This is a genomic window from Okeania sp. SIO1H4 (assembly GCF_010672695.1).
GTDB lineage: Bacteria > Cyanobacteriota > Cyanobacteriia > Cyanobacteriales > Microcoleaceae > Okeania > Okeania hirsuta.
Genome location: NZ_JAAHGB010000054.1, coordinates 23,250 through 50,084 on the forward strand (window position 1 = coordinate 23,250; position 26,835 = coordinate 50,084).

At 37.8% G+C, this 26,835-nt stretch carries 26 protein-coding genes; 14 read left to right on the forward strand and 12 right to left on the reverse strand.

The annotated features are described in order from the left end of the window. Positions 1-43 precede the first annotated feature (43 nt). Positions 44-280, forward strand: a complete 237-nt coding sequence (locus tag F6K06_RS25370; RefSeq protein WP_287243466.1) for a hypothetical protein — start codon at positions 44-46, stop codon at positions 278-280. 521 nt (positions 281-801) lie between these two features. Here F6K06_RS25370 and F6K06_RS25375 read toward each other — a convergent pair. Continuing rightward, the gene (locus F6K06_RS25375; protein WP_287243467.1) at positions 802-1,323 is read right to left on the reverse strand and encodes a pentapeptide repeat-containing protein; all 522 of its coding nucleotides are present in this window, start codon (positions 1,321-1,323) and stop codon (positions 802-804) included. Positions 1,324-1,670: 347 nt separating this feature from the next. On the opposite strand from F6K06_RS25375, the gene F6K06_RS25380 reads away from it, so the two are divergent. The 3 genes from F6K06_RS25380 to F6K06_RS25390 all read left to right on the forward strand — a co-directional run bounded on the left by F6K06_RS25380 (position 1,671) and on the right by F6K06_RS25390 (position 4,999). Then, positions 1,671-1,856 carry a hypothetical protein gene (locus tag F6K06_RS25380; RefSeq protein ID WP_124142867.1) on the forward strand — a complete coding sequence of 62 codons (186 nt, stop codon included), beginning with the start codon at positions 1,671-1,673 and terminating at the stop codon, positions 1,854-1,856. Between the two features lie 172 nt (positions 1,857-2,028). Beyond that, on the forward strand, positions 2,029-3,567 hold the full coding sequence (locus F6K06_RS25385) for an AbgT family transporter (protein WP_124142866.1): 1,539 nt from the start codon (positions 2,029-2,031) through the stop codon (positions 3,565-3,567). A 556-nt stretch (positions 3,568-4,123) separates the two neighbouring features. Next, positions 4,124-4,999, forward strand: coding sequence for a YihY/virulence factor BrkB family protein (locus tag F6K06_RS25390; protein ID WP_287243469.1), 876 nt, complete (start codon positions 4,124-4,126; stop codon positions 4,997-4,999). Positions 5,000-5,051: 52 nt separating this feature from the next. Here F6K06_RS25390 and F6K06_RS25395 read toward each other — a convergent pair whose 3' ends face one another. Genes F6K06_RS25395 through F6K06_RS25410 form a run of 4 tightly spaced genes read right to left on the reverse strand, consistent with a single transcriptional unit; the run spans position 5,052 to position 11,035 of the window. Further along, positions 5,052-8,066, reverse strand: coding sequence for an SAV_2336 N-terminal domain-related protein (locus F6K06_RS25395; protein WP_124143442.1), 3,015 nt, complete (start codon positions 8,064-8,066; stop codon positions 5,052-5,054). Next, complete coding sequence (locus F6K06_RS25400) at positions 8,063-9,007, reverse strand: MoxR family ATPase (protein WP_124143452.1); 945 nt, start codon at positions 9,005-9,007, stop codon at positions 8,063-8,065. Before F6K06_RS25400 ends, F6K06_RS25395 begins: the two co-directional genes overlap by 4 nt. Continuing rightward, positions 9,007-10,710 carry a trypsin-like peptidase domain-containing protein gene (locus tag F6K06_RS25405; protein WP_161564353.1) on the reverse strand — a complete coding sequence of 568 codons (1,704 nt, stop codon included), beginning with the start codon at positions 10,708-10,710 and terminating at the stop codon, positions 9,007-9,009. Before F6K06_RS25405 ends, F6K06_RS25400 begins: the two co-directional genes overlap by 1 nt. Position 10,711: 1 nt before the next feature. Continuing rightward, positions 10,712-11,035, reverse strand: coding sequence for a CU044_2847 family protein (locus F6K06_RS25410; RefSeq protein ID WP_124143444.1), 324 nt, complete (start codon positions 11,033-11,035; stop codon positions 10,712-10,714). 205 nt (positions 11,036-11,240) lie between these two features. On the opposite strand from F6K06_RS25410, the gene F6K06_RS34265 reads away from it, so the two are divergent. From F6K06_RS34265 to F6K06_RS25420, 3 genes are read left to right on the forward strand one after another with little or no spacing between them, the layout of a single operon-like run. Beyond that, entirely contained in the window at positions 11,241-11,369 is a 129-nt protein-coding gene (locus tag F6K06_RS34265) for an element excision factor XisH family protein (RefSeq protein ID WP_338043129.1), read from the forward strand. A gap of 40 nt (positions 11,370-11,409) precedes the next feature. Then, positions 11,410-11,625 carry an element excision factor XisH family protein gene (locus F6K06_RS34270; protein ID WP_338043130.1) on the forward strand — a complete coding sequence of 72 codons (216 nt, stop codon included), beginning with the start codon at positions 11,410-11,412 and terminating at the stop codon, positions 11,623-11,625. A gap of 20 nt (positions 11,626-11,645) precedes the next feature. Then, on the forward strand, positions 11,646-11,981 hold the full coding sequence (locus tag F6K06_RS25420) for a XisI protein (protein WP_124143445.1): 336 nt from the start codon (positions 11,646-11,648) through the stop codon (positions 11,979-11,981). A gap of 190 nt (positions 11,982-12,171) precedes the next feature. Here F6K06_RS25420 and F6K06_RS25425 read toward each other — a convergent pair whose 3' ends face one another. The 7 genes from F6K06_RS25425 to F6K06_RS25455 all read right to left on the reverse strand — a co-directional run bounded on the left by F6K06_RS25425 (position 12,172) and on the right by F6K06_RS25455 (position 23,026). Further along, entirely contained in the window at positions 12,172-12,807 is a 636-nt protein-coding gene (locus tag F6K06_RS25425; RefSeq protein WP_124143446.1) for a hypothetical protein, read from the reverse strand. Positions 12,808-13,019: 212 nt separating this feature from the next. Further along, a complete protein-coding gene (locus tag F6K06_RS25430; protein WP_124143447.1) occupies positions 13,020-14,288 on the reverse strand; it encodes a pitrilysin family protein in 1,269 nt (422 codons plus the stop codon). A gap of 1,253 nt (positions 14,289-15,541) precedes the next feature. Next, positions 15,542-20,419: an SdrD B-like domain-containing protein gene (locus tag F6K06_RS25435; protein ID WP_287308907.1), complete on the reverse strand. Its 4,878-nt coding sequence runs from the start codon at positions 20,417-20,419 to the stop codon at positions 15,542-15,544. Between the two features lie 808 nt (positions 20,420-21,227). Further along, complete coding sequence (locus F6K06_RS25440) at positions 21,228-21,731, reverse strand: NAD(P)H-quinone oxidoreductase subunit J (RefSeq protein ID WP_124143450.1); 504 nt, start codon at positions 21,729-21,731, stop codon at positions 21,228-21,230. After that, positions 21,724-22,446, reverse strand: a complete 723-nt coding sequence (gene ndhK / locus F6K06_RS25445) for a photosynthetic/respiratory NAD(P)H-quinone oxidoreductase subunit K (protein ID WP_287243473.1) — start codon at positions 22,444-22,446, stop codon at positions 21,724-21,726. Before ndhK ends, F6K06_RS25440 begins: the two co-directional genes overlap by 8 nt. After that, on the reverse strand, positions 22,437-22,799 hold the full coding sequence (gene ndhC / locus F6K06_RS25450) for a photosynthetic/respiratory NAD(P)H-quinone oxidoreductase subunit C (RefSeq protein ID WP_287243474.1): 363 nt from the start codon (positions 22,797-22,799) through the stop codon (positions 22,437-22,439). Before ndhC ends, ndhK begins: the two co-directional genes overlap by 10 nt. 95 nt (positions 22,800-22,894) lie before the next feature. Then, positions 22,895-23,026: a hypothetical protein gene (locus tag F6K06_RS25455; protein WP_275670445.1), complete on the reverse strand. Its 132-nt coding sequence runs from the start codon at positions 23,024-23,026 to the stop codon at positions 22,895-22,897. An 87-nt stretch (positions 23,027-23,113) separates the two neighbouring features. Between F6K06_RS25455 and F6K06_RS25460 the strand changes: the two genes are divergently transcribed. The 7 genes from F6K06_RS25460 to F6K06_RS25490 form a co-directional block, all read left to right on the forward strand. Next, positions 23,114-23,452 (forward strand): rubredoxin, encoded by a 339-nt coding sequence (locus F6K06_RS25460; RefSeq protein WP_124147173.1) that lies wholly within the window; start codon positions 23,114-23,116, stop codon positions 23,450-23,452. Positions 23,453-23,485: 33 nt separating this feature from the next. Next, positions 23,486-24,499 (forward strand): photosynthesis system II assembly factor Ycf48, encoded by a 1,014-nt coding sequence (locus F6K06_RS25465; RefSeq protein WP_124147172.1) that lies wholly within the window; start codon positions 23,486-23,488, stop codon positions 24,497-24,499. A 364-nt stretch (positions 24,500-24,863) separates the two neighbouring features. Further along, positions 24,864-25,115 (forward strand): cytochrome b559 subunit alpha, encoded by a 252-nt coding sequence (psbE, locus tag F6K06_RS25470; protein WP_124147171.1) that lies wholly within the window; start codon positions 24,864-24,866, stop codon positions 25,113-25,115. Positions 25,116-25,139: 24 nt separating this feature from the next. After that, the gene (gene psbF, locus F6K06_RS25475; RefSeq protein WP_094677274.1) at positions 25,140-25,274 is read left to right on the forward strand and encodes a cytochrome b559 subunit beta; all 135 of its coding nucleotides are present in this window, start codon (positions 25,140-25,142) and stop codon (positions 25,272-25,274) included. A 9-nt stretch (positions 25,275-25,283) separates the two neighbouring features. Beyond that, positions 25,284-25,409: a photosystem II reaction center protein L gene (locus tag F6K06_RS25480; RefSeq protein WP_124147170.1), complete on the forward strand. Its 126-nt coding sequence runs from the start codon at positions 25,284-25,286 to the stop codon at positions 25,407-25,409. Between the two features lie 165 nt (positions 25,410-25,574). After that, complete coding sequence (locus F6K06_RS25485) at positions 25,575-25,697, forward strand: photosystem II reaction center protein J (protein WP_124147169.1); 123 nt, start codon at positions 25,575-25,577, stop codon at positions 25,695-25,697. Between the two features lie 426 nt (positions 25,698-26,123). Beyond that, positions 26,124-26,835, forward strand: a 712-nt coding sequence (locus F6K06_RS25490; protein ID WP_287243476.1) for a glutamate cyclase domain-containing protein, incomplete at its 3' end; no start/stop codon positions are given.

A 26,835-nucleotide genomic window follows, 5' to 3' on the forward strand; every position in this document is an offset into this window, starting at 1 on the left:
AAAATTATTAATACTATAACTCTAAAATTTAAAGGTGATTCTTATGTCTGTAGATCCTCCTGTCCATCTTCTTCCATGTGCGTTAGGAGACCTTTTCGCTCAAGCCAATGAAAACGGCTACATTACCCTAGCTGACCGCTATGGATTAATGGCTGCTATATTTGATGAATCTTTACAAGAATATGAAAAACGCTCAATAGACCTACTAATTCGTTCAATTTATAGAGGACGAATTAAAGTAGTTGATGAAATATCTGCTGTAGTATTAAATTATACTTAACAAAATAGTAAATTCAACTGTATCAAAACCTTTGCATAAAAACCTAAAAAGCTTCGGGAGGAAGTACGCAGCGCCCGTTTTAACGGCTGGTTGAATAACGACACGCGGGTAATAAAGCGGAGTGAAGTTCTGCTATAATAGAAATAGTAAGTAAGAACAAGGTTTGTTGCCATGATCTCTAGCTAGTGCGGTGAAATTCCGGTGGACAGGAGACGGGGAATTGATTTCCTACGACGGCTGTTAGCTCCGCATTCAGCACCGAAAAGCAAGAAGGCAGCTAGAGCAGCGAGAAGATTGCTCCAACATATTGAGAAAACCACTCGTGAAAGCTATTCAAAAAAAGTAAGCTAACAGCTAGATAATAGTCTATGCCGAGAAGCCTAGAAGTCTGCCCTTCAGGCTTGAAGCAAATGTGGATTTATCCCATTTGCGGTGGGTTAACCGCAGAATCCAGGGTGTTTCAACCCCTGGAGATGTCAATCCAATCGACAACCTCTATATTTTTGCCATTAGAGCAATCTCTATTTTTTGTCATTAGAGCAATCTCCTTTTTTACCACTAGGTAGAGTAGCTCCACAAAAATCTGTTTGCTCTAATTTTGCTTGATTAAGATTTGCATTAGATAAATTAGCTCTGTTTAATTTAGCTTCCTCCATATATGCCTGGTACAAATCAGCCCAAGATAAATTAGTATCTGTCAAATCTGCCTTTTGCATAGTTGTACCATGCATAATTGCACCTGATAAATTAGCCCCTGCTAAATTTGCTTCAATCAAATTAGCACCGCTGAGAATAGCACCTCTTAAATTAGCTCCTGCTAAATTTGCTTTTTGTAAGTTAGCTCCTAATAAATTGGCTTCACTTAAATCCGCTTCGCTTAAGTCCGCTTCGCCCAAATCACAACCTTGACACTCATAAGTACTTAATAAACGCTGAATAGTTTTGATGCGTTCCATTGAATTAGATTTAGATTGAGCAAATACTGGAATAGTTAACCAGGATACTGTTAATAATGTCGCTGTTAATGGGTATAAAAATTTCATATTTTACTTCTTAATAAATTACTGAATTTAATGTTATTTTAGATATTTAATTTTGTTGACATCATATCATAAAAATTACATCATCATTTTTGCTGATTTTCATAGCAACCCTATCTCAAGACATTTTAGTTTCCATGCTCTTGTCTCTGACTGAGAATCAGAGTGACTTATCTAGTCGTCCACAAGGCTATGAATAACTATGTAGTATCTATTTTGTTTTTAAGGTACAGATGACTTGGTTTGCTTTGATCTATATTTTTATACTACATAAATAATATAAGACAAAAATTTCAAGGGTTGGAAGGAAAAAAAATTTTTTAACTGATTTGAGTTTGAGGCAATTACTCTTGACTAGGCCAAAACATAATTATGTAGTACACTTGATTAGTAATTTGAAGAAGGAGACAGGAGACAGGAGACAGGAGGAAAATTACATGGGGATAGTCTTCGACAAGCCGTTCCGCGTCTACGCTCCCCCAAGTAATTTTGAACACCGTGTAGACGGTGGGGTATTAAACCCACAAAGAAAATGATAATATACAAATTCCCCAATGGGACAAAAATATTTTTATGAGGAGTTGGAAGCGATCGCGCAATAGAGTTTTATGCTAATTTTATTCCTTCTTCCTTCTTGCTTCTTCCTTCCTCCTTCCGATAGTATGATGATGAGAAATTGTATTTTCATCTCCAAAGGAAACAGTCAAGATGACGAAAACACCGCCCCCAGAACAGTCTAAAAAGTTGGGCATAGTTAATCAAGCACTTATTTTTATTGAAAAAGTTGGCAATAAATTGCCAGACCCAATTACATTATTTTTCTATCTTTCTATTGCAGTAATTTTGATTAGCGCGATCGCTAATTTGACAAATCTATCTGTTGTACATCCTGCAACTCAAGAAACTATTAAAGCAGTCTCTCTGTTTACTCCTGAAGGTATCCGCAGAATAATTACCGAAGCGGTGAGTAACTTTGTTAATTTCCCTCCCCTGGGTACCGTACTTGTAGCAATGTTAGGGGTAGGAGTCGCAGAGTCTACAGGATTAATTTCTGCTCTACTGCGTCAGGTAGTGTTAGTTGCTCCAGCAAAGTTTATTACTCCAGCGATTATTTTTTGTGGGGTAATGTCTAATCTTGCTTCTGATGCTGGATATGTGGTTTTAACTCCTCTTGCTGCGTTAGTATTTTTAGCATATAAACGTCATCCCATAGCAGGTTTAGCTGCTGCTTTTGCTGGAGTTTCTGGAGGTTATAGTGCTAATTTATTAATTGGATCTATCGAACCTTTATTAGCAGGAATTACTGAAAATTCGGCTAAATTAATTAATTCTGAATATACAGTTAATCCAGCAGTTAATTATTATTTCATGGTAGTTTCTACATTTGTTATTACTTTAGTTTGTTGGTATATTACGGATAAAATTGTTGAGCCTCGTCTTGGTAAATATCATGGGGAAATTAATCAAGAAGAAATTCCAGAATTGACTACTGCTGAACGAAAAGGTTTGCGTTGGGCTGGATATTCTTTATTGGCTTTTGTAGTGCTTTTATTAATATTAGTTTTACCTCCAGAAGGAATATTGCGCGACCCCGAAACTTTAACTATTATTCCTTCTCCTTTTTTCCAGGGAATTGTACCAATAATAATGGTAGGATTTATTCTGCCTGGTATTGTCTATGGAAAAGCAGCAGGTACAATTCAGAGCGATAAAGATATTGCTCAAGGTATGACTCAGGCTATGAGTTTAATGGGTTATTATATTGCTTTATCATTTTTTGCTGCTCAATTTGTTGCTTATTTTGGTTGGAGTAATTTAGGCATTATCTTAGCTGTTAATGGTGCAAATTTTCTCAAAGCTACTGGTTTTACTGGGTTGCCTTTGCTCATAAGTTTTATTATTGTTAGTGGTTTTATTAATTTATTTATTGGTTCGGCATCGGCTAAATGGAATATTATGGCTCCAGTATTTGTGCCGATGTTAATGTTAGTTGGTTATACACCAGAGTTGACACAAATGGTTTATCGAATTGGAGATTCTACAACTAATATTATTACGCCTCTGATGCCTTATTTTCCAATTATTGTTGCCTTTGCTCAGAGATACGATAAAAATACAGGAATGGGAACTTTAATTGCTACAATGCTACCTTATTCTTTAGCTTTCCTAATATCTTGGTCAGCTTTATTTATCTTCTGGTTTATTTTCGGAATTCCCATTGGACCGGGAGCAGCAATTAGACTTTAAAATAGCACTCAGCGGTCAGCGGTCAGCCATCAGCTCTCAAGGGATAAATTAGGTGTTGCATAAATGCGGGATGATTTTAATAGTTTTGTGCGTGGGGGCATCTTGCCCGTTCCCGTTCCTGATATTTTCCCGTTCCACCTTCTTCAAGAAATAGCGATCGCCTCTGATATCAAATCCGTTGGCTTCGGAGCAATATAATTCTGTCGTCGTCATACAATGGTTAGAGGCGAATGGCATTCGCCCCTAAAATATGGACTCTTATCTTTAAATAGGGCTTGCTGATTAAATATCAAAGCATTGACTGATATTGGTTTTAGCATTTTTTGGTCTAAAAAAGTGCCAGTTTTTCAGCTCAAAGAGCTGGATAAAGCTAGTATTTTGGGACGATTATGGCAGAAAAATCACTCTTACAATTTTTCCGACTACCTCCTCTATAATTCCCATTTCTCCTGTCTTCCCCTCCTGGGAGGGGGAGGGGCGAGGGGTGGGTTGTCTCCTACCCCTACTAAAAGACTAGTGAAGCGCAAACCCTACTTATATCAAGGAAACTCAAGTTGTGAACTATAAAATAATCTTTCGACTACTCAAAAAAACTTTTCAAGGATGGCAAAAAGATAAAGCACCAATTTTAGCCGCAGCTTTAACTTATCATACATTGTTTTCTATAGCGCCATTATTTATTATTGCAGTGGCGATCGCTGGTTTTGTATTTGGCAAATCTGCTGCTGAAGGAGAGTTAGTTACACAACTAGAAAATTTTATGGGTCAGCAAATTGCAGAAACCATTGAACAACTGGTAATCAATATTTCTCGTCCCCAGTCAGGAATTGTTGCCACTCTCATCGGTTTTGCTACCCTGTTTTGGGGAGCATCAAATTTATTTGCCCAATTAAAGCTAGCTTTAAATATGATTTGGAATGTTTCACCTCCACCAAATCGCGGTATTGTCGGATTTATTCAAGACCGTTTGTTGTCAGTGGGGATGGTCTTAGGAGCGGGTTTAGTATTAATTTTATTATTGGTAGCTAGTGCTGTATTAACAGCAATTAATCAATGGCTTAATAAAATACTTAATACTCCAGATGGTATTTGGAGTCTGATTGATGTTTCTATTTCCTTTGGTATAGTAATGTTATTATTTGCTGGAATTTATAAATTTTTGCCAGATGTAAAAATAGCCTGGAGTGATGTTTGGATCGGTTCAGCAATTACTGCTGTATTATTCACAGTTGGTAAAAGTTTAATCGGATTATATTTAGGTAATAGTGGAGCAGGTTCAGCTTACGGTGTTGCGGGTTCTTTGGTGGTACTATTATTATGGATTAATTACTCCTGGCAAATTCTATTTTTTGGGGCAGAATTTACTCAGATTTGGGCTAATAAATATGGTTCGAGAATAGTTGCTAAAAGTAAGGAAAAATTGCATAGATAAATTTAGTTAAATTCTTCAAAATAAATGATGGTGAGCGATCGCTGAATTAATATTATTTATTAGTAATTGGAAACTCATCAAAAAACTTTTTGTAGAAGTTGGCAACATTTTGCTGATTATAGTCAGGATATTTCTTTAATGCTTTATAAGCAATTGGATGGCGAGTTATTTGATATATCTTGTCTAAAGCAGGTTCAACTTCTTCTCGAACACTACTAATTGGATCGTTACGCCACCTATCAATTAAGGCATTGATAACTGGTGTTGGATCAATATTTTCATCTTCTTCTGAAAGCTTTGATTGTAAGTTTCCTAGTGCTCTAACAATGTACTCCCGTGCAATCCAATCTCCACGTTCTACTTTTTTGAGTTTACCGAGCAGGGGTTTTAAAGTGAGTAAATTACCTATTTTACCTAGTGCGTCAGCAGCAGCAGCAACTATACTTGGATTTTCATTCTCTAGCACTTTTATCAATACGTTATTTGCATCATCCATAAATTCTGGTTCTTGGCAATTACCAAGAGTTTCAGCAGCTTCGATTAGTCGATCGAGCAGTTCGTTACTCAAGCTACTGAAATTACTAAGATATCTTAGAGTTTCAATTGAAGTTTCTATACCTATTTCTAGCTTTTGTAATCTGTCTGGGTGCATCAGTTGAAGGTGACGTTTCGCTCGTTTTCCTATCAAAGTATCTAGATTTGCTATTTTTTCTAATGCTTGAGAAGCAACTTCACGCACCTGCTTAATAACATCTTGCCGACAAGCTTTATTGAGAGCATCTACAATTTCTATCGTAGGTGTCAATCTTCCCAGGGTTATTGCTGCTTCTTGTCGCAGATAGCGATCGCTATTCTTATTATTGAAGTCTAGAGCTTTAATCAGTTCTGGCACTGCTGAGTCGGCAGCAGGTGAACCTTTTTCTCCCAACTCTCTTGCCGTGGCAGCTAGAATGTCTAGGTCATTGAGCTGGCGAAGAAATTTTGTGAGCAACTTTACTGCTTCTGACTTACTTGAAGGGAGTTCAGAAAAACCTTCAATTTGTAAATATTCGTGGAGTATTTCATGGTAAAACCTACTAGCTTCTTGATTATTTTCGCGCCTCCAAGTTCGGTCAACTTGGATAATATTTGGGTGTGGAGAAGGTTGCTTTAGTTGCTCTCGAACCTTATAATAAATTTTTTCAAGTGATTCTTTAGTGGCATCTCGCACCTGACTAATTTCATCTTTACGAAGAGTTTGAACTATTGGTTCAACTGCTTGCAATAAGATTTTCTGAGTAACATCTGCATCAATCATCCTCCCTAAAGCACGCACGGCAGCTTCACGAACATAACGATCTGGATGTTTAGTTTCTAACGGGTAGAGAAAATCATCCAATTTTTGGACTGTGAGTTCAGGGTCGTGGCGGATTAATGATTCAATTTCTTCCCATTTTCTCTGGCTAAGTAATTCCTCCAAATTATTGGATTGAAAGTCAGTTAGTAAAACCAAATTTCCTTCTAATTGTCCTAAAACCTGAGCTTTCAAACGAGCAAACGGACGAAGTTCAGAATCTGACGAAGATGCTAACAAACGAGCTTCAAACTCTAGCACAGACAAACCCAAACGTTTAGTAATATACTCAGAAACTTTTTCTATAACTAAAAGAGTCTGACTTTTAGGCACAGACTGCAGCAATAACTCTCGTACTCCATCATAAAATTCATACTCAATATATTCTACCTCTGTTTCTTCTAACGACACCCGTTTCAACAACCCACTCATAAATACTTCTGCTGCATGAACTTGCTTAGACTGAGGTAACATCGTCTGTTGAATTAAATTAACTACAGGAAAACTAACTGGCGCACCTGCTATCAACCCTGCCAAACGACGTGCCAATTTAGAGGCAGTCGCACGAAACCGACTTACTCTTTCCTGAGCAGTTATAGTTTCTTCCTGTGGTTGAGGAGAATAAATTTCAGACTCTACTAAAATAGGGGAAAATATAAATCCTGCAGTTGTATTGCTGCTAAAACCTGCTATGACACGAGACCAACTAGCAAAAGATTGAGCTTCGAGAGTAATAACTGGTACTTTGACTACATCGGTTAACTCCTCTTCTTCTTCTAACTCATCACCAATTTCCCATTCCGCTTTGAGTTGAGAGTTGAAAGTTCCGGGAGTCAGAGAGCTTAGTTGAGTAGAGATACCTTGAATTAAACCAGTGCGATGCCAAAGTCTTTCTGGAAATAATTGTAGAATTGTCAGTAAACCTCGATCGCCCCACAAACTCAGCAGTGGATAAATGGAACCATTTCGCCAGGAAATAGAAACACAGTCACTCACCAGTAATACTAAACGTTGCCCTCGTGGATGAATAATTTCTTTCGGGTTACGGGGACGTTGTTGTTTGTTTTTACTAATATTTGGAAATAGTTGTGCCTTGGTGCCATTCATTTCTAAACGCCACACTCGCACATCCCGAAATGCTCCATGGTATGCCAAAAATTCCTGAAGTTCCTGAATAGTTTGCTTCCAAATAATTGTAGAGTTACTTTCCTCAATGACTAATGCTAACTCCAACCATTTTTGAGGTGCTGGTTTGAGAATAGGTAGCCAGATTTTTTCATCGACAATACGTCGAACTGTGGTAGGTTCATCCAGGATTTTTTCTGTAGAGGAAGATATTTTCCGCATTAAAGGGCGTATTGCTCTAGCTAAAGCTAAGGTATTTCTCAAAGCAGGAGCAGCAGGAATTTTGATAGTTGTTCCAGTAGTGCTGGTTTTGGGAAGATATACTTCAGCAGCTTTTTCTTTTTTTGTCTGAGAAGCAGAAGTTTCTGGGATGGCTTTGCTTGCCAAAGATGGCGATTCTATTTGATGTTCAGGAAATGGTGGTTTTGGAAATTGAGCAGATGTAGATGTTTGTAGTGGTTTCCCACCTTCTATTTGCACAGCAAACCACAGAATTTCTGCCAACTCTCTACCAGTTAAGTCAGACTTGACTTTTTCAAGAATATTTTGCAGACGTTGTAGTTTTTCCTCTAGAGATATATCAGAACGAGAATCATTGTTTTGTGTCATAGCTCTTCAGAGTAGGTCAAATATTGGAGTATTTTTTCTACCAACTCTTCTCGTTTAGAATCCGATGGAGATTTTTCACCGCTCAATAGATAGATGGCATTTAATAATTGGTCTGTCGCTAACTGTCCTTTATTCCGTCGTTTGAGAAATATTTCAATTATATCTTCTGCCTTCTCAACAATATCTTCTCCTAAATGAGCTATAGCGATCGCTGTTAACTCATTTTTATCGGGTTCTTTCAACTCTAAGCACAAACATCGTCGCAGAAAAGCAGGGGGAAATTCCCGTTCTCCATTACTGGTCAAAATTACGAAAGGAAAAGCCCCACATTTTACATTTCCTAAAGTGATTTTAGCATACTTTTGGTCACTGGTTCTCACAGAAACTTCTGGAGGTAGGCGATCGGCGATGCGTGCCAATTCAAGAATTTCAAACCACCCTTCCTCAAATATATTTAATAAGTCATTGGGTAGGTCAATGTCACTTTTATCTATTTCGTCAATTATCAGTACCCGAGGATGCTCGCTAGAAATGAAAGCTGTGCCTAAAGGTCCTAATTGTATATATTTGCCAATCTCAGATAAATTATCTTTTCCCTGAGCATCTTGTAATCTACCAATAGCATCATATCGGTATAATCCTTCCTGGAGAGTAGAACGAGTAGTAATATTCCAACGTAATACTTCTCCTAGTTGCAATTCTTTGGCCACAGCATAAGCTAAGGAAGTTTTACCAGTACCTGGTTTACCTGTAACTAATAGAGGACGTCGCAGGTAAAGAGCAGCATTAACCAGGTCTATTTCTTCTCCCTTGGGTTTATAAGTAGCACCCCGTTGTTCTTTGCTATTGCTAAAGTCGCGCCAACTAGGGGGTTTAGGCAGATGCTTAATCCCGTTATGGGGTTGTTCAGGAGTTCCCTGAAAGATTTTCCAAGATGTCATCATGGCATTGAATAGTAAATGTTAGGTGGAATGGAATTTGGGTCTTCCCAAAATAATGATATATGATTTCCTATATGTTGGGATTGTTTTTCCTCAAAAGCTGTTTTACGTTGTTGTTTAACTTCTTCTAGCAAATCTTTAACTTTTACTGCAAAAATACTGTTGATACATTCAACATCTTCTATATTATTTCTAAACCAAATAGCTACTGGTATTGCTGCTTGGTCAATTTTTTTCAAAGTTTCTGGACATGGGGTTTGAGTAAGTTTTAAAATTAAAGCTTCATCATTACATTCTTCAGTCAAACAACAATGACAAAAATCGTGTAATTTTTCAGATAAATAATTCCATCTATTCATCCATTTATTGCGGTAACGATTTTTCAGATAATTTTTTTCCAGACGCTGACTAGAACGAATAACGACTTGATTATCAACGCCAACAGGTTCTAAATCTTCAAGAGGTTCAATTTCCCAAAGTTCCACTGCTTGAGTTAATAATTCTCTAGGTAGAAATAATTCAACAATAGTTTTTTGCTCGCCATGGCTTTGAGGAACGTATTTGTCACTTTCATCCCAAAAATCTTTGAGCAAATTTATAATTTCTGCCCTGGAAAAATCATCTTTTTTTGTTTCGAGAAAGTAACAATTTTCAGGATTTTGATAATTATATTTTTCGCGGTTTGGAATAAACCAGGCCGACACTAAATATCGCCGATTATCCTTTTCTAAACAACTAGGTTTTACATATATCATTAAGCAACTTTTTAAATAACTGGTTTGCTGTTCTTCTCTAACATTTTTTAACTTTTCTAATAATTTATCTAAATCAGTGTAATTATTTTCACCCCAATTTTTTAATTGCTGATAATATTCAGATTTTTTAATTTCTGGTTCTATCAACAAACGGGCAATAAACTCTATCAGCGAACTATAAGAATTCTTGCGCGGAGGCATATCCAGAAGATAATTTATCATCTCCTTAATATTCTGAGGATCAGTGTAGGGCCAGTCTTCTGGGCAACAATTACCATAGACTTTTTGGAAAATTTTCCAGTCTTTTTCTTCCGCAGAAAAAACTAGACTGTTTAGTTGAAATTGCAAATCAAAAGTAGGAGGTATTTCAGACCAAATCTTTTTCAAAGCTTCCACAGAAATAGCTAGTCCTACTTTTCCCTCTCTCTCCTTATTAGTAGCGACACCCAAAACAAAACCTGTTTTTAAATCAACAATAGGTGCCCCACTATGACCTTTTTTAAGGCAGTCACTTTGAGTTATTAACAACTCCCAAGCTATAACCCTTTCATTACTTTGAGTGAGGAAATCCTTTTTACCCAAAACTCCACTAATAATTTCGAGCCTTCTTTTGTTCTCTTCACCATAAAGATAGTTACCTGCTATCTGAAAACTTCTCTCTTTTGCCTCGGATAAACATATTAGTTGTAGCAGTGGAATATGCAAAAGTCCCTCAACTCGCAACACGGCTAAATCAAAACTTTTAACATCTCCTATTGCTACAATTTCTGCCGGAATATTATTCACCAATACATTCCCATCGCCACCCACATCTTTAACAACATGGGCACAGGTAAGTAAATATGTATAAATTTTTTCTCTATAAAAAGGAAATCCAGTACCAATGTTATTTACTTCTGGTTCTTCTTTACTAGCACTGGAAATTAAAACAATAGATTCTTCTAGCATTCTAATCATCTTCTGGCGGTCTTGGTTTCAGCACTAATTTAACTTTTAAATTTGCACCCGCTTTTGCTTGAGTAATATAAAGATTACCTTTACCTTCAAAATTAAAAGCTACTTCTACCTCAGCTTGTTCTACCTTCATATCTTGATCAATTTTTTTCCAAGCTTTAGCAATAGGACGACTAATATTAGCTAATATAGGTTCAACTTTGTCAAAAGTAGATTCGACTTTTTTTATAGTACTACTAGATATGGTCTCTGCTTGATCGTCAGGAATTTCTGCTTCTACTAAAGTCCCATCTTCTAATTTAATTAATCTAGTGACCATTTGCTTTAATTACTAAATTTAACTACTATTTTATTAAAGCATATAGCATTTCTTACAGCACTTCTCATTTAAGTATCTTGGGCATTGCTGAGGGATGGGATGAATATAAGTGGGGTGAGTATCCTGCCTGCGGTGAAAATATTAGGAATGGGTAAGATGCACATTCCACAAAACACAATATAACAATTATTAAAAATTATTAGAAATGCCAGCTAAAGATATTTATCATAATACTGTGAAAACTGCCCTAGAGAAAGATGACTGGATTGTAACCAATGACCCCCTAATTATTCGCTGGGGAAAAAGAGATTTATGCGTTGATTTAGGAGCATAAAAATTAATTGCTGCTGAAAAAGATAGTCAAAAAATTGCCGTTGAAGTTAAAATTTTTTGTTGGTAAATCTGCTATAGATGATTTAGATAAAGCGTTAGGTCAATATATTCTTTACTATGATTTATTAGTAAGAACACAACCAGAAATAACTTTATATTTAGCTATTCATCAAGAAACTTATGTTGACGTTTTTGAAGACCCCATTGGTCAAGTTTTATTAGAAAATCAACGACTTAAATTATTAGTTTTCGATTAACTTCAGGAAGTAATATTAAAATGGATAACTTAGACAATTTGAGAACAGTTATTATTGAATCTCTGGGTTATTATGCTAATTTATGTTATGCAACAGGTGAAGTGAACAGGTTACTAATTGTTGATCAAGATTCTGATAATTATCTCATTCTTTTAGAGGGATGGGAAAATAGAGAAAGAGTACATGGTTGTTTAGTTCATTTGCAAATTATAGATCATAAAATCTGGATACAAAGAGATGGAATAGAGGATGGTATTGCTACGGACTTAATGGAAGCTGGCATTCCTAAAGAGCAAATTGTTCTGGCATTTAAACCGGAACATATTCGTCCTTATACTGAATTTGCAGTTAAATAGTAGTCCATATTACTAATGTGGAGCGATCGCCAATCATTCACACAGTAAGTTGGGTTTTGCTCCGCTTAAACTCAACAGTTAAGCACCCCAAATAGTAAGATTTTTTGTCGTTTTTTACCGCCATTCTCTAATGTTCTAATTAAGTCAACCTCTTATCACTTTTTCCTATATTTCTAATGCTAGTACTTTGCTAATCAACTAAAGCATGAATCAGAATATCTGTGAGAGATTTTTGCTTAATTTCATACCAAAACTTCGTGTCAACAATATCACATTTTGCACCAGCTTTAACGAGATGATCGTCTAGGAAAGTCAAACATTCTTTTGTCTCTGGATCTTCACCAATTTGTAAAAAACTAATTCCTAGTTCATAACTATTTTCTGTACCTGGAATTAGGTCGATTTTTTCAGTAGCATTAATAATTAAATTTACCAAAGCTTCTTGTTCATCAGAAATTTTATCTACTAATACTAGAATAATATCCCCATTTTTAGTTTTCTTTGCATCTCGGCGTTGAAAATAGTCATCCAGAGCATCTTCTAGACTACTTACTACATCTATTATTTCTGGAGGATTTTTTAGCTGAAATAGTTGAGCTAATTTTACTACTTCTGTGTTTGTATGCTTGATAAAAGGACTAGAAGCAAGGTAAACAGTAATTCCATCATCATCTAATGATTGACAATGCTTGGCTAAATCAATGATTTTTATTTGTGCTGCAATCCAATCTTCATAATACACATTAGAAGCAGACCAGCTTTCAAAACTTCGAGCAAAAATAAATGTGTAGTCTCGATTTTTTAGTAATGAAAGATTATCAGACATAAACTTTTACCTAGAATTTTAGTTGGGAGCAATATAGTTTTTTGCACTTATAATCAAAATAGTAACAACTCAAATAAGTGTATGTCCATTAAATTAATATGAAATTATATCATGTCCGGATAATAGCGTGATCAAAAAACTATTCTTCTTTCTTCTTCTTTCTTCTTCTTTATTTCCTCCTGACTCCTGACTCCTAACTCCTTATGCAAACCCTAAATAGGTATTAATGCTGTGACTGCATAGCGATTTGGAGATAAATATTTTTTAGCTAAATTGAGTAATTCTTGTGGTTGAAATGCTGCTATTTTTTCTGGATAACTAATTGCTAACTCTGGATTTGCTATAGTAAAATAATAACCATAAAGACCTGCTAGCTGTCCTGGACTTTCAATGGAAAACACATAATCATTACATAATAAACGCTGACACCTAGCTAATTCTACCTCTGAAATCTCTTGATTTAATAACTCATAAAGCTGATCGCCAATTCGTGCTTCTACTTCTGGAATATCTTTCGGTTCTAGCATGGCGCTAATTGTAAATAAACTTGAGTCTTGCTGCAAAGAGAAACTGCTAACAATTCCTTGCACTAAACCTAAATCTTCGCGCAATTCTCGAACCAATCTAGAATTTCTACCATCGGCTAATAATATTGACAGTAAATCCAATCCATAAGCATCATCTACCTGTTCGACTCCAGGTCCTAACCAAGCCATTGTTAGACGACCTTGTTCTAATCTTGGCAAACATATTTCCTGGCGACGAACTTCAGTTATTAACGGCTCTGCTGCTATCTCGACTCGCGGACAATGAGAAGATTTTTCGGGAAAATTGGCAAAAGCTGCATTGACTAATTCTATTACCTGGGTTTCCTCTACTCTCCCAATAACTACCACTGCCATATTCTCTGGTTGATAGTAATAATTGTGAAAACAACGCATTTCATCAACTTCTCGCTCTCTCAGAAGTTCTGCCGTACCCATAACTGAACGTCGGTAGGGATGATATTTGTAAACATTCTCCATCAATGCTTGAAAACCTATCGAATCAACACAGTCTTCTGATTGACGAATTTCTTCTAATACCACTTCCCGCTCTCTAGCAAATTCTGATTCTGGTATGGAGGCACGCAACAATAATTCTGCCAATGGATGTACTACTTCTTCTACATATTGGGCAGCAGTTGTAATAAAAAAATGAGCATAGTCGTGACTTGTAGCAGCATTTGCTATTCCGCCACGATTTTCAATTATTTGATCAAAGATTCCAGGACCTAATTTTTCTGTTCCCTTAAAAATCATGTGTTCTAGGAAGTGAGCCATACCTGACCATTTATCGGGTTCCTCCCTAGCACCTGCTCTTACCCACACATCTATCACCACTGCTGGAGTGACTGAAATATATTGATGAATAATTGTTAGACCATTATCCAGCTTGAAAACGTTAGCTGGAAAATTAGGAGTAGAAATTACTACAGACAATTCTTTTAATAATTAAATTTGGGCTGAAATTTTATTTGCATTGAATTTTAAAATTATATAACTTTTGTATAAGATGATTTGTAATATTTAATACAATTGAATTTTAACCGTAAGTAGTATGCACCCTACAAATTTTGCAGAAAATTAGGTGTGTCAGTTCACTACTGGAGTACTTGATTGGTTGGTTTTGGTTTTCTCTTAGGAGCACAGAGCGATCGCCCTGTTTCTTCTTTCTTTGATTATGGTGCGTTACATTTCATTAATGCACCCTACTGGACTTAATTATTCGGTAAAATATATTTATATTAATTAAATTTATGAAATAGTCTCAAATATATTTGGAATTTAAACTGATTTTTGCCAAAAAAGTTGAAATGAGCTATTTAGGGGAAAAAATGGGGGAATTTGGGCTGCGATAGCACAGCTAAACGTAGTTATCGCTTCTCGTTGGCCATTTTTTCAAAGTATTGATACGTAAGAAATACAGGGTAGTTGCTTGTCAAGAAATTTTCGTGTATTTTTGAGGTAAGTGATTCGCTCTGCGTAGGTGCTTATTAAAATGAAAAGAGGATTAGTGAGTGGGAGTGCGATCGCGTAGCTGAAAAAAGTAAAGTGCGGGGAGGGTGGGAAGACAGGGAAAGTAGGAGGAATAATGGTTCTTTGATTTTTATGCCCCCCTCACCCCAAAATTCTCACTTTTAAAGGGTAAGTGAATTGAAACAGGCGTACTTTTTGGGGTCGAAAAAAGTGCCTGGTATCACGTCTAATATCATGTTCGGTTGAATACTTATAATATCTGTGGACCAAAGGCAGAAGGCAGAGGGCAGAGGGCAGAAGGGAAAGAGCAAGGTTAGAAGGCAGAAGATTTATTATAACTGATTATCCGCAATTCGTAGCTCCCCCGGAGGGGAACATGATATAAAACGCTCAAAAAGGAGCGTATTTTAGGCGCATAGTTGGGCAGAACAATCTTAGGAAAATTCTTACTCCTACCTCCTGGCTCATTCCCATTTCTCCTGTCTTCCCCTCCTGGGAGGGGGAGGGGCGAGGGGTGGGTTGTCTCCTACCCCTACTAAAAGACTAGTGAAGCGCAAACCCTAATTATCCGGACATGATATAACAGGTCAAAAAAACAAAAGCGTAGTCAAATTTCCCAAAATGATTGACTACGCTAAAAATTTAATTTTATAGTTCTATCTCAGTTTCCACCCTGAGTTTTGTTGCTATCTAAATATCTAGATTTATCTCGATATTTATAGACGGATATTACCAATATTAACACCAGGTACATTAGCACCACCAAAAGTGCTGATAAATACTGGTTCATTAGGACCAGGAACAGTTTGAGTAAAGATTGCTGCCTGATCTGGGTTTAGGTCTTGCCGAACTGTATAACTAGCATCTGCTAAGTTTGAGAAACCGTAATTACCGTTGGCATCAGTAGCAACGAATATTTCATCAGCATCTCGAACAGAGTTGTTGTTTTGGTCGAAGTAAATAACAACACCGCCAATACCAGGTTCGCCAGCATCTAGGAAACCATTACCATTCAGGTCTTCAAAAGTTATCCCACTAATGCTACCAGTACCAATAGGTGGTATGGGTGGTTGAGGTGGTATAACTGGTGGGTTAGCACTGTTGCCAAAATTGACAAAATTAGCATCATCCCCTGCAAACAGAGTTAGAGTTGGGTCTTGGGTAGTCTGGAATAGACCTGGTGGAGGAATTTGCAGGACTGTATAGGTACCAGGAGGTAAACCATCGAAGTCGTATACACCCAGTGAATCAGTAATCGCAGTACGTTCCTCATTGTCTAGAATTGAGTTATCGTTGCGATCGAGGAATACTGTAGTACCAGGAATACCATTCTCTCCTGGATCTAACAGACCATCACCGTTGATATCATTGAAAACAATACCACCAATACTAACAACAGGAAGAACAGCTTTTGGTAACCCTGTTGGGTCGTTGGCAAAATTAACAAAGTCAGCGTTATCCCCTTCTATCAAAGTGATTATCACTGGTTCTGGAGTAGTAGAGTCGGTAAAACCAGGAAATGGTTCCTGACGAATTACAAAAGTTCCTGGAGATACATTGGGGATATCATAGAGACCAAATTGATTGGTAAGTGCAAATCTTTCGCCATCATCTCGTTCCCCATTATCGTTGGCATCTATATAGATAACAGCATCAGGTAGTTGAGGTTCACCTGCATCTGCTAAACCATCTCCGTTTTCATCTATGAATGCAATACCTGAAATATTAGCAAGACCAGGAGGAGGAATTATCGGAGACTGGCCAAAGTCAATTTCCAGATTGGAATTTTCAAACTCATCAACAGTAATTGTGAGGTCTGTTAGAGTAGTAGAAGTAAAGTTGTCCGGATTTGGAATCAGACGTAGTGTGTAAGTACCTGGTAACAAACCAACAATTGCATATTCTCCATCTGTGTTTGTAAAGGTATTAGGTTCAATATCGTCATTATCAAGAATGCCATTTTCATTGATATCGACATAGATACGGAAACCAGGAACACCCCTTTCTACAAATTCGTCAGGGTCAAGGATGCCATTACCGTTAGTATCGTTAAAGTCTTGGATACCGTTACTGTTAAAGTCTTCAAAAACAATTCCAGTAATTAAGGTTTCTGGTTGGTTTCCAAAGTTGTAAACAACACTACCGTCAGCTGATACAAATGCTGGTGGAGTAGTTTGAATGAACCCTGTGCGATCAAGAATTTGTAGAAGCGGAAATGAGCCTGATACATCAGATGTATCTAGACCATAAGTACCACCTGGACCACTAATTTGATTTGGTTCAAAGCCTTGTATCTGTCCATCTGTGTGCACATCTAGGAACACCTCAACACCAGGCAAACCTACTTCCCCTTTTAGAGGTTCAAATAGTCCGTTACCATTGTTGTCAGCAAATACAATACCACTAACAGTATCTTCATCTGGTGATGTGACGTTAACACCAACGTCAACATCATTTAGACTCTGACCGAGAGGAAGATTAATTGGAGTGGGTGAGATATTGGGATCTGGTAGTACCTGACCAACAGTAACACTAATAATGGGATTACTGCTAGTTAGGAATAAGTTTTCTTGCAGAACAACATCAACTGTGTAATTCCCTGGGGTTAAACCATTAAAGACATAACGACCATCAGGATCGGTGAAAGTTTCAGGTTCACTTATATCAAGGTTTCCGTCACCGTCTAGGTCTTCGCCATCATCCAGTACACCGTTAAGGTTGAGGTCTTCACTGCTATCTAGGTTTCCGTCACCGTCTAGATCTAGGAAAACTTGAGCAGTTGGAATACCTGCTTCCCCAGGATCTTGAAAACCACTGTTGTTACTATCAGTGAAGATTACACCACTAATGCTGGTGTTGGGGTCAAAAATACTACTATCACCGAAGTTATAAACGACAGTCTGACCAGGAACAACAGGAACAATAGGAGTAGGAGTAGTGTTAACAAAACCAGCAGGTGGTGTTTCTCGTACTCTGTAGTTACCTGGTGGCAAGGTAAACCGATATTCCCCGTGAGCATCTGTAAGCGTAAATGGTTCATTAGCTTCCGCTAAACCATTATTATTGAGGTCTACAAAGATTTCGACACCTATAAGTCTTGGTTCATCCGTGTCTGCTAAACCATCACCATTGCGGTCGTCAAATTTAACACCAGTAATTGTACCCGTGCTATCAGTATTTACAATTGGGGTAGGAGTTGGAGTTGGAGGAGGGGTAGGAATTGGAGTTGGAGGATCGGGAATTATTTGTACATCAGGTTGGTTTCCAATATTCACGAAGTCAACGTCGTCACCCCCAACTATGGTAATTACTGGATCGGGAGTAATTTGTATAAAGCCTGGTTGTTGAACTTCCCTGACTACATAAGTATTAGGTGGTAAACCTTCAAAGCTATAGCTACCATCTACGTTTGTAATAGATGTAGGTTCATCGGGATCTAGAACTTGGTTATTATTGGTATCTAGGTAAATAGTGAATCCACCAAGACCAGGTTCATCTGGATCTACTATATTGTTGCCATTATTGTCACTAAATTTAGTACCAGCGATTCTGCCTGTTAATGTAACTTGACTACTAATTCTGGTAGCTTCTGTTGTAGCAGTATCAGTATCAGTGGTTACTTCTGCTGTGGCAGTGCCAGCATCAGTGGTTACTTCTGTTGTAGCAGTGTCAGCATCAGTAGTTTCCTCTGCAACAGTGCCAGCATCAGTGGTTACTTCTGTTGTAGCAGTATCAGTATCAGTGGTCACTTCTGCATCAGTGCCAGCATCAGTGGTTACTTCTGTTGTAGCAGTGTCAGCATCAGTAGTTTCCTCTGGTGCTGGTTCTGGAACTGGTTCTGGAACTGGTTCTGGAACTGGTTCTGGAACTGGTTCTGGAACTGGAACTGGATCTACAATTACAGCATTACCAACATTCAAGATAATGGGAGCATCACCTTGCAAAACGTTAATAGGTGCATTCAGAGTAATTTCTTGATCTGGAGTAGTTTGCACAAAACCTGGTTGGGGTATTTCTCGCAGAAAGTAAGTTCCTACAGGAGGATTAGTAAAGCTAAAGTCACCAGCAACATTTGATATTGCAGCAGGTTCTGTAGGGTCTAGTATATTGTTGCCGTTTTGGTCTAAGTACAGGGTAAAGTTTGCTAAACCTGGTTCTCCTGGATCTAGAATTCCATTTGAATTAAAATCGTTGAACTTATTCCCAATTAAGTCACCCTGAAGTAAAGGGGTGTCAGGAGCAGTACCAATATTTACGAAGTTAGAATCGTCCCCACTAGTGACAATAATAACTGGATCTGGTGTTGTTTGAGTAAATCCTGGTTGAGGTACTACTCTGACAACATAAGTATCTGGTGGTAAAGTATTAAAGCTGTACTCACCTTCATTGTTAGTAATTCTGAATGGTTCTTCTGGATCAAAGATCCCATTTTCGTTGAGGTCTAGATATACAGTAGAGTTTGATAAACCTACATCTCCTGGGTCAATAGCACCATTGCTATTGTTATCTACAAAATTGACACCGGCAATTACATTTCTTTCAGCATTACCAAAGTTGATGCCCAATAAAGTTTCTCCATCAGGTACATCAACAGTCTGAGAATCAGTTGTCAGATTGAATCCTATTTGTTGCTCTGCCTCCCGAATAGTCAGGCGAGTTGCTGGAAGATTAGGTAAGAAGTAAACACCATTAGTATCAGTGATATCAAATGGTTCACCCACATCTAGAATGTGATTACTATTGAGATCTGCATAGATAGTAAAGTTTGGTATTCCAGGCTCGTCAGGATCTAAAATACCATTAGCATTAAGATCGAGATATTTCGCTCCTTCAACATTACCAGTCCCGCTAGGAGTAACTATACCAATATCTAGAGCTATATTTGGTTGTTCTTCTTCTAGACCAGTAATTATAATTACTGAATTAGGAGTTGTTCTTGCTTCGTCTAGTTCCCTGATAACGTCAATGTTGTATTGGCCAGGGAATACGTCTACATATGAATAAAAACCAAATTCATCTGTAAAAGTACTGGCTTCCCCCTCCTCTAAAATGCCATTTCGGTTGGCATCAAGGAATACTTGGCTGTTAGAAATTCCTGGTTCCCCAGAGTCACGGACACCATTAATATTTAAGTCTTCAAATAATACACCACTAATATTACCTCTACCTGGTCCTGTCACTGGAGTGGGAACTGGAGTAGGTTCTGGAGTGGGAACTGGAGTGGGAGTTGGTGTTGGGCTACCTATGCCACTACCAAGAGCTATCCTGCTCTCTCTGACCATACTTCCACCGACTATGCTCACTGGTACTGGCAGTGGTGTAGTTGAAACAGTGCCACTGGGTGGAACCTGTCTGACAAAATATTCACCATCTACTAATCCCAAAAAGTTGTAGACACCATCTGAACGACTAATGTTAGATAATTCATTGGGGTCTTGAATACCGTTGTTATTCTGATCTAAATAGACTGTAACACCAGGTATTGCTTGATCTTCTGTATCAAAAATTCCATCCCCATCTATGTCATTAAATGTGACACCTACTATATTACCGCTCCCGCCAAGTTGGGAGCTGTTTCTCATACCATCATTCACGTTCTAACTCCTCCACCGTAAATTTATGCTATTGACACTCCCAGCGTTAAATCGCTTGATTATAACGGGGGATTCTTGCTTCACAAACTCTTAACTAGATAACAAATCAAACAAGTTGAGCTGTACCCCTGCCAGACCGTCTCCACAAGCTTTTCTTGCTCCGTCTTTACGCTGAGGAAACCTCAGCGCAGGCGGTGCGCTTTTATTGAACGGTGTGCCCCACCGCTATTAACCCTTTACTAATTCGCTACCACTCAATTAATTTACAACTTTGAAATTCATCTCATCGCTAAATCTCGCGATTATAGCAGGAGTTCTCTTTCAAGATTTTTTGATAGCGATTTGTATTTAACTAATGGCTAAAAACCACTACACCAATAATACAGATATACCTTAAATCAATATAATGCTTATCACCCAATAACGAGTAAAGCTAAAGCGCGGACGCTGAGGATTATATCAGGTTGACAAGAATGTGACAATTAGATTAGAAAATAGACTAGAATACTTTATTTTTGAGCCCATAAACAAAATTTAATTATTGAATCTTTTAGTAATATTAAGCACCCACCTAATCAAAAAATAGGGGGGTGCTATGGTGTCGGGACGTTATTAATCTATGACAAGTTCCAATTCCAGAAAAATTTTCTCCTATTTCCTGAAACCTTAAGAAAATAGATAGAAATTGACTTGAATGTAAATATCAAATCAAGCTAATTTTCTCTGTTTAATGTTTTTTTACCAATTGTCTAAAGGCTATTATTACTAATACTACTTAGGTCAAAAGGTCAAAGTTTCAACCTAAAATTTAGTAGGCATCTTGTAATTCATAGAATTCTGGAGAAATATAATCTTTACGCAATGGCCAACCCACCCAATCTTCAGACATCAAAATGCGTTTGAGATTAGGATGTCCTTCATAGATAATCCCATACATATCATAGGATTCCCGCTCTTGAAAATCAGCCGATTTCCAGATCCAATAAACGGAAGGAAGTCTAGGATCGTCTCTGGGCACAAATACCTTTAAACGTAATTCTTCTGGTTGGTCTACATCGTCCTTGACCTTAACTAAGTGATAAACACTTACCAAGTCTTGTCCAGGACCTGCATCATAAGCACATTGACATTGTAGATAGTTAAACCCATAAGCGTATAAAGCTGTAGCTAAGGGAATTAAAAATTCTCTGTCAACTTTGATCATTTCTACCCCCAGATGATCTGGTTCTAGAAACTCATGCTCAAAGCCATTTTCTGTCAGCCATTTTGAAGTTTGACCTGCTTCAACTATTGGAGCTTCTGATTCAGCCACGATTTACCTCCTCTTTTTGTGCAGCTTGCAGTGCAGGTGGTATAGGCATACCTATTGCTTCTGTCAATTCTTTTGGTGGTGTTTCACGGTCTGATGTCTTGAGATACTTACCATTCAGAATTGGTTCAACCACTTTCATATTGTGTTTAACAGTGTAGTAGCGATGTACCTGCTGCAGTTGAGCACGTTCTTGCAAAGATTCATTAGCAACTTTTTTTCTCAGCTTAATGACAGCATCAATAATTGCTTCTGGACGTGGTGGACAACCAGGAATGTAAACATCTACTGGGATTAATTTATCTACCCCACGAACTGCTGTAGGTGAATCCATACTAAACATCCCGCCAGTAATTGTACAAGCACCCATAGCAATTACATATTTAGGTTCTGGCATCTGCTCATAAAGACGCACCAAGACTGGGGCATACTTCATGGTAATTGTACCTGCAGTAATTAGTAAGTCTGCTTGCCGAGGGCTAGACCGTGGCACTAAGCCAAAGCGGTCAAAGTCAAATCTAGAGCCGATCAGAGCTGCAAATTCAATGAAGCAGCAGGCTGTACCATACAGTAGAGGCCACAAGCTAGAAAGTCGTGCCCAGTTGTAAAGGTCATCAACTGTAGTTAACACAACATTCTCTGAAAGTTCTTGAGTAACCTGGGGAGATTGCTCAATAGGATTTATAATGTTTTGGTTTTGATTAGGACTTAAGACCATTCCAAAGCTCCTTTACGCCATGCGTAGACTAAAGCAACAACTAATATTGTGATGAAAATTAGGGCTTCTATAAATGCTAGAAGTCCCAATTGATGAAAGGCCACTGCCCAAGGATATAAAAATACTGTTTCTACATCAAAGATGACAAAGACCAGGGCGAACATATAATAACGGATATTGAATTGTATCCAAGCTCCACCAATTGGTTCTACACCCGATTCATAAGTAGTTCGTCGCTCTGGGCCACGAGTTTTAGGCCGCAGTAGTTTAGATGCAGTTAAGGCAATAACTGGAACTAGGCTGCTAATTAGTAGGAAGCCTAGAAAATATTCGTAACCACTAAGAGTAAACACAATTAACCTACATTTCCTAAGTAACTAGGACTTTTATCTGTGAACATTTTGACACTTTCTAGTTAAGTTAAAGATTATAACGAGAGATTATTTTTTTAGCGATTGTTACGATTGTGCTGTTTAACCCTCATCAGACTAGAGCCACAAGCTTTTGTCACTCTAATTTTTAACTCAAAAGTCACAACAAAAAGGCTAAAAGTAGCTGTATCAAGTTGGGTATTAATCATTTGTCAATACTCATCTCCTCGAATTACACCAATTCTGTAATAATAATTAAAGATGTTCTCATAATTGCTATTCAATCTTTTGGAACTATGAGCGAGCAAGTCACTGAGGCCACAGAGGAACAGGATCGGTATGAATGTCGAGCCTGTGGATATATATATGAACCGAAGAAGGGAAGTTCTACTGGTAATATTCCGCCCGGAACTGCTTTTTCAGATTTACCCCCTGGTTGGCGCTGTCCTGTTTGTGCAGCAACTAAGGTTCAATTTGTGAATGTTGGACCAGCTGAAGGTCCTTCCGGATTCAAAGAAAACCTTGGATATGGTTTTGGTGTTAATACACTCACACCAAGCCAGAAAAATATTCTAATTTTCGGCGCTTTAGCCGCAGGATTTTTGTTTTTCTTGAGCTTATATGGTTTACGATAAGATGGCCTAAAGGCTTATTAATGATTTAATGTGATGCACTCAATAGTAAAGTCCTGGAAACAAATTTTCATAATACTAGCAGCAGTTATACTTTGTAGTGGCTGCAAAAATGCCTTTTTACCTGGAATAGGTTACAATCCCTGGGAAGTAGTTCAACTACCAACTGAGGCTAAGTTATTTGATATCGGATTTACAGGTAATCTTGACCATGGTTGGATTGTTGGTGGTAATGCTACTCTCTTAGAGACTACTGATGGTGGTAAAACTTGGCAACCTAAAAGTATTGATATAGAAGAAAGAGTTCGCTTGACTTCAGTGAGTTTTAATGGTAAGGAAGGGTGGATTTTAGGACAGCCTTCTTTACTTCTACACACGGATGATGAAGGAGAGTCTTGGAATCAGATTCCTCTAAGTTCTAAATTGCCAGGTGCCCCTAATACTATTATTGCTCTTGGGCCTAATTCTGCTGAGATGACTACTGATGTGGGAGCTATCTATCGCACAGAAGATGTTGGCCAACATTGGCGCGCTCAAGTAGAGGATGCTGTGGGAGTAGTGAGAAATATTTCCCGTTCTCCTGATGGTAACTATATTGCTGTTTCGGCAAAGGGTAATTTTTACTCTAGTTGGGAACCAGGCCAAAGAGCTTGGACTCCTCATAATCGTCAAGACTCTCGCCGTTTGGAAAATATGGGGTTCACTGATGATGGTCGTTTATGGCTATTAGCACGAGGAGGCCAACTGCGGTTTAGCGATCCAGAAAATCCTGAAGAGTGGGGAGAAGCTATTACTCCAGAATATGCCACAAGTTGGGGTTTATTAGATTTGGCTTATCGAACTCCTGATGAAATTTGGGTCTCTGGTGGTAGTGGTAATTTACTTCGCAGTGTTGATGGCGGTCAGACTTGGGAAAAAGACCGTGATGTAGAGAATGTTCCAGAAAATTTCTACAAAATTGTTTTTATTAACCAAGAAAAAGGTTTTATTCTTGGTCAAAGAGGAACTGTGTTGAAATACAATGGTTCAGCAGTTTCAGAAGCAGCTTGAAACTCAATACAATATGCGGTCAGACCCCGCGACGACGCCAGTCGCAAGGGAACGCTGACCAAGAGATCAGAGAAAAATTCTTCCTCATAATTTTAATTGAGTAGTATCACTCAGGTGGGAAAATTTAATTTCTTGATGTTGCTTGAGTAGCTGAAAATTTAGACTGGATATGTTATAATTGATCCCGTCTAACTAACAGATAAAAATAACAGATTTTAAAGAAGGCAAAAAGTTAGTCTATCTTTAGTTGTTAACAAAGACAAAAAACTCAAACCATTAATTAGTGATGGGATGAGGTATTTAGAAAGGTTTTAAAACTATCATATTAGATGATGGTTAGAGATAATTTGGAGGATAAAATTAGATGGCTGGCGGTAATACAGGTGAGCGTCCGTTTGGAGATATCATCACAAGTATTCGTTACTGGGTAATACACAGTATCACTATTCCAGCTCTGTTTGTTGCAGGTTGGCTATTTGTAAGTACAGGTTTGGCTTACGACGTTTTTGGTACACCTAGACCTAACGAGTATTATACTGAGCAAAGACAAGAATTACCAGTTGTATCAGACCGTTTTGAAGCTAAAAAACAAATTGATGAATTTATTGGTGAATAGTTGAAAATTTAGGAGATTTTTATTATGACTAGCGGAAATCCAAATCAACCAGTTAGCTATCCAATTTTTACAGTTAGATGGTTAGCAGTTCATACCCTTGGCGTGCCTACAGTTTTCTTTTTAGGTGCGATCGCAGCTATGCAGTTTATTCAAAGATAGGAGTATATTATGCCTTTAGATCGTAGCGAAAATACTAATAAACAACCAGTAGAGTTAAATCGTACTTCACTCTACCTTGGTTTGTTATTAGTATTTGTTCTTGGTATTCTGTTTTCCAGTTATTTCTTTAACTAATTTGAGAAATAAAACAGAGAAATTACTAATATTAAGTCACCCTATTGGGGTGACCTATTGTTAGTAAGATTTAGTAGAAAGTTAACAAGTATATTGTTGAGCAATTACCTTGTAGGTAAAAATTTTTTAGTACGAAGTAGTTTTGAAATAATGAGGTGAAATATTATGATGTCCGAACCAGGTAGAATTCCTTTATGGTTGGTTGCTACTGTTGCCGGAACTGGCGTACTTGTAGTTGTGGGTCTTTTCTTTTATGGTGCCTATGTTGGTGTAGGTTCTTCTTTATAAGAAAGATTTGAAGTTTGATTTTGTTAAATAATCTCACTATGTTTGAAAGTGGGATTATTTTTTTTGAGGTATAGAAAAGTTAAATTTCACAATCATTTTGGTGACAAGTTACAGCAGTTTTTCGGATAGTGATATACAGCTATACAGCGTAAAATTAACCTTTTTCTACTTTTCTTCTTCCTAGTTCTCTGCTCCCTAAAGTCCTAAAACTTTGTACCTATTCAACTAAAAAATTGGCATAAGATTTTGTACCATTTGTCAATCATTTAGTTACAAAATGTTACAAATTATCAAAGTACTAGCTATTTCTAGCTTTTGATGGTTTACTCATTTCGGCAAGGACGGTTCTCCTTTAATTGGATGTGAAACGTACAACAGAAAGATCCCACTCCCTATTCTGAACCTCCATCCCCTCATGTGGCAATTATGACAGGCTTTTTTGTTCCCCGAGGAAATCCTCCAGCGGCGGAAACTGATGGCCCCATTGGTTGCGCTCACCTCGCAGCAGGATTACTTCGAGTTGGCATCCCGGTCCCTTTAGTGACCGATCCTTTATGTCTGAACGCTGTCAAGGTTGCTGCCCAAGCAGCCGGAATATCGGATCAAGTTTCTGTTGATGTTGTTCCTGTCAATGCAGCTAGTGTAGAAGATCCCTCTGTTGCTTCTATTGTGAATGCCTGGCAAAGTGCCAAACCACAAGTTTCTCACGTTATTGCCATTGAAAGAGCTGGTCCCGGTTACGATGGTATTGTCTGGAATATGATCGGCAAGGATATCACTGCTGATACCGCTCCTTTGCATCTCCTATTTACTCTCAATGAAATCATCTCCATTGGCATTGGTTATGCTGGCAACGAATTGGGTATGGGAACCCTTCCTAGAGAACTCATTGCCAAAGGTGTCAGTACGGGAGAAAAAATTGCTTGTAGCTGGACTTTTGGAAAAAAATGTGTTAAAATAGTACCGAATCATTATATAGCAATACTTTTACCTGAAAATACTCTAGCGATCAGAGAAACAATCCTATCTGCCTTACCTCCATGCTTTGAAAAGTGGTGTCAAAAGTTTGATGATTTATTTAAAACCAAAGGTCAAAAAAAGGGATTCCGTTATTATTTAGCAGGATTACTTGGAGAAA